This window comes from Pedobacter sp. 01N416, assembly GCF_056399685.1.
In genome coordinates, this window is record NZ_JBFTRT010000381.1 from 1 (window position 1) to 8,692 (window position 8,692).

The window sequence follows — 8,692 nt, forward strand, 5'->3', positions numbered from 1 at the left end:
GGTTAAAACTTAACCTATTTTTCGCTTTATGCTTTTCCGCCCAACTAAGCCATAGCACCATATCCTCGTTCTACTTAAATCCGGCCTAACAAATTTTTCGGACTGCACTGCCCAAGCCAACCTACTCGCTTCGAAAGAAAAATTTTCAGCCGGTGTTTTTTGTTTTTTCATGAGCTTTATGTTTTCATCGGCATTCAAGCTAGCTACGCTGGTCTTTTTGACATCAAAAAGAAAGAGCCCATCGGCGGCGGCGAGCCGAAGCCAGACTGTGCCCATGGGGAAAAAACAATTAACTATTAAACGATGAATTAAAACTCGAAATGACGATTATCGCAATAACGGATTTTATTATTTATTAGCAAGAAAGATACTGAAACAAGTTCAGCATGACGATCTCATTAAAAGTATATTAATACTTCAATCTATTTTTTCTCCAATCGGAGCTATTTTTAACTGCTGCACCACTCAACTTCACCTCTTTTTTATCAAACAGTTTTGCAGCAATTACCGCAGCAATTAAGGCTTCTGTTTCATCCTGTACCTTTAAGCTTTCTGGCTTAAAGTATTTACCTACAAAATGCGTATCGAAATTACCCGTTTTAAAAGCCTCGTGCTGCATCACAAATTTACCAAAACCCAAAGTAGTTTCTATCCCTGTAATATCATATTCTTCAATTGCTCTCACCATTCGTTCAATCGCTTCTTCCCTATCTTTCCCAAAAGTGATCAGTTTGGCAATCATCGGATCATAATAAATCGGGATTTCCATGCCCTGCTCAAAGCCATCATCAACCCTTACCCCATTGCCTTTAGGTGTACTGTAAGTCTGCAAGGTGCCAATATCAGGCAGGAAATTATTGGCCGGGTCTTCGGCATAAACGCGAAGTTCTATAGCATGCCCGCTGATTTTTAAGTCCTCTTGTTTAAAACTAAGTCTTTCGCCTGAGGCTATTTTTAGCTGTTCTTTTACCAGATCTATACCTGTAATTAATTCGGTTACAGGATGTTCTACCTGCAATCGGGTATTCATTTCCAGGAAAAAGAAATCGAGGTTCTCATCCAAAATAAACTCAACGGTACCTGCGCCGGTATAATTTACCGAACGGGCCACATCTACCGCACACTTACCCATTTGCTTCCTGATTTCTTCAGTTAAAACCGACGAGGGTGCTTCTTCTACTACTTTTTGGTGACGACGCTGTACAGAGCATTCCCGTTCAAAAAGATGAACAATATTGCCATGGGTATCACCCAAAACCTGTATTTCGATGTGCCTTGGCGAGGTAACATAACGTTCGATAAAAACAGCCCCGTCGCCAAAAGCTGAGGTAGCTTCACTTACCGCAAGCTGCATCTGTTCTTCAAAATCTTCAGCCCGCTCTACAATACGCATACCCTTGCCCCCGCCACCTGCAGCAGCTTTGATCAATATGGGGAAACCAACTTCGATGGCGCGTTGTTTTGCCTCATTTACATCCTGTATAGCTTCTTCCGTTCCCGGCACCATCGGGATATTATATTTTAAAGCCGCTGCCTTTGCAGATAATTTGTTACCCATGGTTTCCATGGCCTGCGGTGAAGGACCAACCAGAATAAGTCCGGCATCGGCAACTTTTTGCGCGAAACCGGCATTTTCAGACAAGAAACCATAGCCTGGGTGAATGGCCTCTGCACCAGTTAATTTACAGGCTTCGATAATCTTCTCGCCCACCAGGTAACTTTGATTAGATGGAGCTGGCCCAATACAAACCGCTTCATCGGCATAACGTACATGCAGCGCATTACGGTCTGCTTCAGAAAAAACAGCTACTGTTTTGATGCCCATTTCCTTCGCAGAACGCATAATACGCAAAGCGATTTCGCCACGGTTCGCGATAAGCAGTTTGGAGATTGGGATTAAGGGTTTGGAGTTGTTAGACATATTATTTTATTTCCACCACTTTTCAGATTCTTTTCTATTGGCAATTTTGTATGAGTCAGAATTATTGCTACCACCATAAGCTAATCTATAAGTTTCCCAACCACTCTTAAGATATTTATCATTTACGCTAAATTCACCTGCACCTATATCAAGATCGCCACAGCTTGGGATTCTGAAATCCCCCCAGTTACATTTTTTAGCAACTTTAGTTTTATAACTCGTCCAGATTCCTTCAAATGTATTATTTGAAAAACCATCTGCAACAAAATTTACAGAATCATAAAACATATTTCCTTTTATATCTAAAACAAAATTTGTTTTCATTTTCCCCTTTATCGTGCCTGAAGAAATTATATTCTGATCTTCAAAAAACACAATATCAACAATAATACTGCCTCGTTTAAATTTAGGATTATCGCTTTCTTTTCCGAACTGTGCACTGGTAATCTTAATTTTTCCCTGAAAGGCACATAAATTATTTTTTACCTTGGTTTTTCCATAAGCAAAGTATTCATTTGGATTTTCCATATCCTTTACAACAGAAACCAAATGAATATAAAATCTCTGGTAATTATCTCCAATAAAGCCGATAGGTTCTGGAGTTTTAATTTTTTTATTTTCATTTTCATTTTCTACATATAGGTCGGCAATGCTATCCCTGACCCATATTTTCGAAAAATCATATTTTGCACTTTGATCTAAAAAATTTGTTTGAATAACTTCTTGAGCCTTAATCTTCGCTGAAAATGCAACCAACAAAAATATCCCTAAAAACTTTATTGTTTTCATATATTGTTTTTGATATTTGATTATAGAGGTAAAATATGAGTTTCCCCTTAAAGGTGCAAAATTATTTCAATAGCTTGATCGATCATTACAGGAGTAAGGTCTAAATGGGTAACCAACCTTATGGTACTGGCACTGGTGGTATTGCAATGCAGTCCTTTTTCTTTCAATTGGTGTACAATTTTCTCTGCCGATCCTTTTTCTACTTCAAAAATAACAATATTGGTCTCAACTGGCATTACCGATTTTACATATTTTGCCCTGGCCAGTGCATTTGCCAGAGCCTGCGCATGGGCATGATCGTCTTTTAAGCGTGTTACGTGATGATCGAGCGCATAAATGCCAGCAGCAGCCAAAAAACCTGCCTGACGCATGCCTCCACCGAAAGCTTTTCTAATTTTTCGGGCTTTATGAATCATTTGCTTGCTGCCCAATAGCACAGAGCCAACTGGTGCACCAAGTCCTTTGGATAGGCAGACCGAAATCCCATCAAAATATTTGCCATACTCGCCCGCCTCATCCCCTGTTGCCACAAGTGCATTAAAAATACGCGCACCATCTAAATGCAGTTTCAATCCTTTTATATTACAGAGGTGATGGATCGGGGCAATCTGTGATAAGGTATAACAGCTTCCGCCACCTTTATTTACTGTATTTTCTAAAACAACCAAACTTGAGTTGGGGTAGTGGATGTTATCTTCATTGATTTCGGGTTCAATCAGCTCTGGAGTCAGAATTCCGCGTTCGCCATGCAACAACCTTACCGATGCGCCAGAGTGATAGGCAATGCCTCCAATTTCGTAGCGGTAAACATGTGCGGTCTGATCGCAGATCACCTCGTCCATGGGCTGGGTAAAACACTTGATCGCAATCTGGTTGGTCATCGTTCCTGACGGGCAAAATAATCCGGCTTCCATATTAAAGGTCGAAGCCAGTTTTGTCTCCAACGCATGCACCGTTTCGTCCTCACCAAAAACGTCGTCGCCCACTTTTGCATTCATCATGGCATCTAACATTCCGGCAGAAGGTTTGGTTACCGTATCACTCCTGAAATCTAAAAATCTGTTGTTCATTTCGCTATCTGGTTGTAAAATATTGTTGAGGTTAAAAAAAAAGACCAATGCCCTTTCTGGTATAATTTTAAGGTTTTTCGGCGATTAAACGCCCTATATAGTGTATTTTTTACACACTTAATTTTCGACAACAACAAATTGTTAAAAAATTATTAAAAAAAAGGATACAAAATATAAGACTTTTTATACTTTTATCGTGCTAAAACCAAAAATAAATAAAATGATAGTAATTGCAGACGGCGGATCTACCAAAACAAATTGGTGTTTGATTAACGAGGCCGGCAGAAAAATTTACTTTAACACCGAAGGTTACAATCCATATTTTTCAAAAGGAGAGTACATTGTAAAGTCTTTGAATGAGTCTCTTCCAGACCACTTGGAAAGAGAGAAATTAACAGCAGTTTATTACTACGGTGCCGGCTGTTCTACACCTGCAAATGTTAAGATTGTGGCCGATGCCATGCAACAGATCTTCACCAATGCAACCATTTTTGTAGGCCATGATTTACTTGCTTCATCTAGAGCACTCCTTGGAAACGAGCCAGGATTTGCTGCTATTTTAGGCACAGGTACAAATTCATGCCTTTATGATGGATCTGAAATTACCATGAACATCGATTCATTGGGGTATTTCCTGGGTGATGAAGGTAGCGGTTCGTACATCGGTAAACGCATTTTAAGCGATTACATGAAAGGTTACATGCCGAAAGGGCTACGTGAAGCTTTTTACGACAACTACGCATTAACCAACGAAGATATTTTCGATAATATTTATAATAAGCCCCTGCCAAACCGTTTCTGCGCAAGCTTTAGTAAATTCTTATACGATTTTAAAGATAACTACGAAGATTATGCTTTTGCTACCATTGATTATGCTTTTACTGCGTTTTTCGAAGCATTGGTAATCCACTACCCTAACTACAAAGACCACAAATTAAACTGTGTGGGTTCTGTAGGTTATAGTTTCCGTGATATTTTAAGTATAGTAGCCGACCGTTACGAAATGGGCGTGGGCAAGATTATCCGCTCACCTATAGATGATCTGGTACATTATCACCTGGAGTTAGCGCCGAAGGCTTAGTCCATAATCCTAAGTCTGGAGTTCTTAGTCCGGAGTCGGATTACAACCATATAAAAATCCCCGATTTGAAATTCAAATCGGGGATTTGGCATAAGTACTGATCGGGCGTAGCTCTTTATCTCCGCCCAAACGGATCAAAGCATAATAAGCCAAAGTAATTACCCTTCCTTGCGGGTGCCTGTGCGGATCGCCAAAAGCATAATACTGCTCCATATAAATACCGCGCAAACCGGTAAGTTCGTACAAAATGCGGGAGGCTGATTGATCTAAACTCTCATCAGGACCAACAATGTTACCGGGCAGTGCCCACCAATCTTTAAACGGTTCTTCATTCCTTTCGATCAGTAGGATTTTTAATTCCTTACCATCAAATCCAAACAAAACGCAATCTATCGAGAATACAGAATCTAAATGAGGTAAAATTTGTTCCAAAGTAAAATTTAGTTATTTTAAGCAGATAAAGGTATGACTTTCAATATTAAGTAAAAAAAATAAAATAAATTACTTAGTGTAAAAAATACACACTATATTCGTATTATAAAGATGGAGCCAAATATAAAAAATATAGCCGTATTAACTTCTGGAGGCGATGCCCCTGGAATGAATGCTGCAATCAGAGCTGTTGTACGTACCGGAATTTACCATGGCATTAACATGTTTGGTGTAATGCAAGGTTACCAGGGTTTAATTACCGACAACATAAAACCAATGGACGCCCGTTCTGTAAGTAATATTTTACACTTGGGCGGTACCATATTAAAAACTGCACGCTGTTTAGAGTTTAAAACAGACGAAGGTCAACAGATTGCTTACAATAACTTAAAGAAGAACGGTATTGATGGACTAGTGGTAATCGGTGGCGACGGAACCTTCACCGGAGCGAAACGTTTTTCGGAAACTTTTGGAGTTAAGGTAATCGGTATACCAGGTACAATTGATAACGACTTAGTTGGATCTGATTTTACCCTGGGTTACGATACTGCTATTAATACAGTAATCGAAGCGATTGATAAAATCAGGGATACTGCCGATGCGCATGACCGTTTGTTCTTTATAGAAGTAATGGGCCGCGATTCGGGATGTATTGCATTAAGAAGTTCGATTGCCAGTGGTGCAGAAGCTGTTTTGTTACCTGAAAGAGAAACCAGCGTTAACGAATTGATTAATAAACTGGCCTTAGGCGCAGCTACAAAAAAATCATCGAGTATTGTTATCGTGGCTGAAGGTCATAAACAGGGTGGCGCTTACGATATTGCTAAGAAGGTAAAAGAAACTTTTGATCATTACGATACCAAAGTAACCATACTTGGCCACCTTCAACGTGGTGGCAGCCCAAGCAGTTTCGACAGAATTTTGGGCAGTCGTTTAGGTTTTGCCGCGGTAAATGCGTTAATTGCAGGCGAAACGGAGCAAATGGTAGGCTTAAAGGGAAATGAAATAAAATTAACCAGCATAAGAGAGGCTTTAACCGCTCATTCTTTTAAACTCGAGCCCGATTTAATGGAAATGACAGAGGTACTTTCAATATAATATGATAGCAGTTGTTTATAGCGGATCGAAAACAGCATTTTGGAAAATAACACAAAATGGACAGGTAGTGGCACATTGCAATACTACTGGCTTAAACCCTTGCTTTGTTGATCCAAAAACAATCTTACAGATTTTAAACAAAAAAGTTGCTTTGGTTAATAATGCAGAAAACATAAAGAAAATTTATTTCTTTGCAGCCGGAGCATCATCAGCAGACAGAAAAGAGGAATTGGCCAAAACCCTTGCATCATTTTTCAAATACAGCAAAATTGTAGTAGAAAATGATTTATTCGGTGCCGCCAAAGCCGCCTGTTATGATCAGCCAGGGATCGTTGGCATGCTGGGCAGTGGCGCACATTGTGCTTACTTTGATGGAAAAAAGCCAATAAACAATAACTTTGGACTGGGTTATATCTTAGGCGACGAGGGTTCTTCAAATTACTTTGGAAAAATACTCCTAAGGGAATTTCTGAGCCTTAAAATGCCTAAAGACATTGAAACCAAATTCACATTAACCTACAATCTAGACCGCCCGCAAATATTAGAACGTATTTACAATAAGCCACAGGCAAATATATTTTTAACTTCATTTTTCGATTTCTTTACCCAAAACAGTAAACACGAATATATCCGTAAGCTGATTGATGGAGGATTTGAAAAATATATCGAAACTTATGTTTTGCCTATGGCAGAAAAATACAACGACCGGGAGATACATATTGTAGGTAAGGTAGGTGCCGAGCTCGAAGACCGGTTAAGGTTGGTAGCGGGCAGATACGACATAAAAATTAAAAGCATTATTAAAGAACCAATACAAAATTTATTAAAACATTACATTAATTAACAGAACAATGAGCAAAATTGGAATAAACGGCTTTGGCCGTATTGGCCGACTGGTTTTCAGAGCCGCATTAAAAAGAGGATTAGATATTGTAGCGATTAACGATTTGATCGAGCCAGATTATATGGCATACATGTTAAAATATGATACTACACATGGCAAATTTGATGGCACTATTGAAGTTGTTGATGGTAATTTAGTGGTTAATGGTAAAACAATCCGCGTAACCGCAGAAAGAAATCCAGCTGATTTAAAATGGGATGCTGTAGGTGTTGAAGTAGTGATCGAATCTACAGGTTTATTCTTAACCCGTGCCGATGCTGAGAAACACATCGCTGCCGGTGCTAAAAAAGTAGTTTTCTCTGCTCCTGCTAAAGATGGCGATATCCCTACTTATGTAATGGGCGTAAACCACCATAAATTAACTGCAGATCAAACTATTGTTTCTAATGCATCTTGTACTACAAACTGTTTAGCGCCAATTGCTAAAGTTTTAAACGATAACTTTGGTATTGTTGAAGGTTTAATGAGCACAATCCATGCTGTAACTGCAACTCAAAAAACAGTTGATGGTCCTTCTGCTAAAGACTGGAGAGGTGGCCGTGGCGGTTTCTCTAACATTATCCCTTCTTCTACTGGTGCTGCTAAAGCAGTAGGTATGGTTTTACCTGAATTAAAAGGTAAATTAACTGGTATGTCTTTCCGTGTTCCTGTGGCTGACGTTTCTGTTGTAGATTTAACTGCACGTTTAGAAAAACCAGCTACTTATGAGCAAATTAAAGCAGCTATGAAAGCAGCTTCTGAAGGCGAATTAAAAGGTGTATTGGCTTATACTGAAGACGAAGTTGTTTCTTCTGACTTTATTGGCGATGACCACGCGTCTATTTTTGATGCAAAAGCAGGTATCTCATTAAATGATAATTTCGTTAAAGTGGTATCTTGGTACGATAACGAATGGGGATATTCTTCTGCACTAGCTAAATTTGTAGAATATTACGCAAGTTTGTAACAAAAAAGTGCTTTAAGCGCTTTACAAGGCTATATAAAAGGCAACATTATTCATTTAATGTTGCCTTTTTGTTTTAAACACAATTTTCACCTATAAAATTCAATTTCAAAACCATATCTAAAATTGTTTTTATTCAATATTCACATCAAAAATTCACTTAATATCTTACAAAGACCAAAAAATTGCCAATAAATTTCATAAAATTGACTTTTTACCAAGAATTAAACAAACGTTTGACTAAATCGTACCATAAATTGACAATATTTAACAATTACTTAACATATTTTTCTGCTATATTTGCAACATAGTCGTTTTAAACACCAAAATCCCTTACAAAAGGGTCGGTAAATAAAAAATGACAAAAAAAATACTTAAATTTTTCTTAGTGTATTTTTTACACTATCAAATTTTTTACTATATTTGTAGAGTAATAAACGGAACGATGTTTATC

Annotated in this window: 8 protein-coding genes; 4 read left to right on the forward strand and 4 right to left on the reverse strand. The window is 38.4% G+C overall.

Going from position 1 to position 8,692, the window contains the following annotated elements:
- Window positions 1-409: 409 nt before the first annotated feature.
- The 3 genes from accC to AC1DND_RS19355 are packed head-to-tail and all read right to left on the reverse strand — an operon-like array spanning window position 410 to window position 3,780.
- A complete protein-coding gene (gene accC, locus AC1DND_RS19345) occupies window positions 410-1,921 on the reverse strand; it encodes an acetyl-CoA carboxylase biotin carboxylase subunit (protein WP_477584096.1) in 1,512 nt (503 codons plus the stop codon).
- 6 nt (window positions 1,922-1,927) lie between these two features.
- Entirely contained in the window at window positions 1,928-2,710 is a 783-nt protein-coding gene (locus AC1DND_RS19350; protein WP_477584098.1) for a hypothetical protein, read from the reverse strand.
- Between the two features lie 47 nt (window positions 2,711-2,757).
- Window positions 2,758-3,780, reverse strand: a complete 1,023-nt coding sequence (locus AC1DND_RS19355; protein ID WP_477584100.1) for a threonine aldolase family protein — start codon at window positions 3,778-3,780, stop codon at window positions 2,758-2,760.
- Window positions 3,781-4,000: 220 nt separating this feature from the next.
- Between AC1DND_RS19355 and AC1DND_RS19360 the strand changes: the two genes are divergently transcribed.
- Window positions 4,001-4,861 carry an N-acetylglucosamine kinase gene (locus AC1DND_RS19360; RefSeq protein WP_029280252.1) on the forward strand — a complete coding sequence of 287 codons (861 nt, stop codon included), beginning with the start codon at window positions 4,001-4,003 and terminating at the stop codon, window positions 4,859-4,861.
- A 72-nt stretch (window positions 4,862-4,933) separates the two neighbouring features.
- On the opposite strand, the gene AC1DND_RS19365 is transcribed toward AC1DND_RS19360, so the two are convergent.
- Complete coding sequence (locus tag AC1DND_RS19365; RefSeq protein WP_477584102.1) at window positions 4,934-5,293, reverse strand: NUDIX domain-containing protein; 360 nt, start codon at window positions 5,291-5,293, stop codon at window positions 4,934-4,936.
- A 111-nt stretch (window positions 5,294-5,404) separates the two neighbouring features.
- Between AC1DND_RS19365 and pfkA the strand changes: the two genes are divergently transcribed.
- The 3 genes from pfkA to gap are packed head-to-tail and all read left to right on the forward strand — an operon-like array spanning window position 5,405 to window position 8,241.
- The gene (pfkA, locus tag AC1DND_RS19370; protein WP_108200905.1) at window positions 5,405-6,391 is read left to right on the forward strand and encodes a 6-phosphofructokinase; all 987 of its coding nucleotides are present in this window, start codon (window positions 5,405-5,407) and stop codon (window positions 6,389-6,391) included.
- Between the two features lies 1 nt (window position 6,392).
- Window positions 6,393-7,235, forward strand: a complete 843-nt coding sequence (locus AC1DND_RS19375) for a hypothetical protein (protein WP_230145453.1) — start codon at window positions 6,393-6,395, stop codon at window positions 7,233-7,235.
- 7 nt (window positions 7,236-7,242) lie between these two features.
- Window positions 7,243-8,241 carry a type I glyceraldehyde-3-phosphate dehydrogenase gene (gene gap / locus AC1DND_RS19380; RefSeq protein ID WP_029280245.1) on the forward strand — a complete coding sequence of 333 codons (999 nt, stop codon included), beginning with the start codon at window positions 7,243-7,245 and terminating at the stop codon, window positions 8,239-8,241.
- Window positions 8,242-8,692: the final 451 nt, after the last annotated feature.

Excerpts from the sequence above, each read along its gene's own strand:
- gap (WP_029280245.1), top strand. The coding sequence starts at position 7,243 with ATGAGCAAAATTGGAATAAACGGCTTTGGCCGTATTGGCCGACTGGTT.
- AC1DND_RS19360 (WP_029280252.1), top strand. The coding sequence starts at position 4,001 with ATGATAGTAATTGCAGACGGCGGATCTACCAAAACAAATTGGTGTTTG.
- AC1DND_RS19375 (WP_230145453.1), top strand. The coding sequence starts at position 6,393 with ATGATAGCAGTTGTTTATAGCGGATCGAAAACAGCATTTTGGAAAATA.
- AC1DND_RS19350 (WP_477584098.1), bottom strand. The coding sequence starts at position 2,710 with ATGAAAACAATAAAGTTTTTAGGGATATTTTTGTTGGTTGCATTTTCA.
- accC (WP_477584096.1), bottom strand. The coding sequence starts at position 1,921 with ATGTCTAACAACTCCAAACCCTTAATCCCAATCTCCAAACTGCTTATC.
- AC1DND_RS19355 (WP_477584100.1), bottom strand. The coding sequence starts at position 3,780 with ATGAACAACAGATTTTTAGATTTCAGGAGTGATACGGTAACCAAACCT.
- pfkA (WP_108200905.1), top strand. The coding sequence starts at position 5,405 with ATGGAGCCAAATATAAAAAATATAGCCGTATTAACTTCTGGAGGCGAT.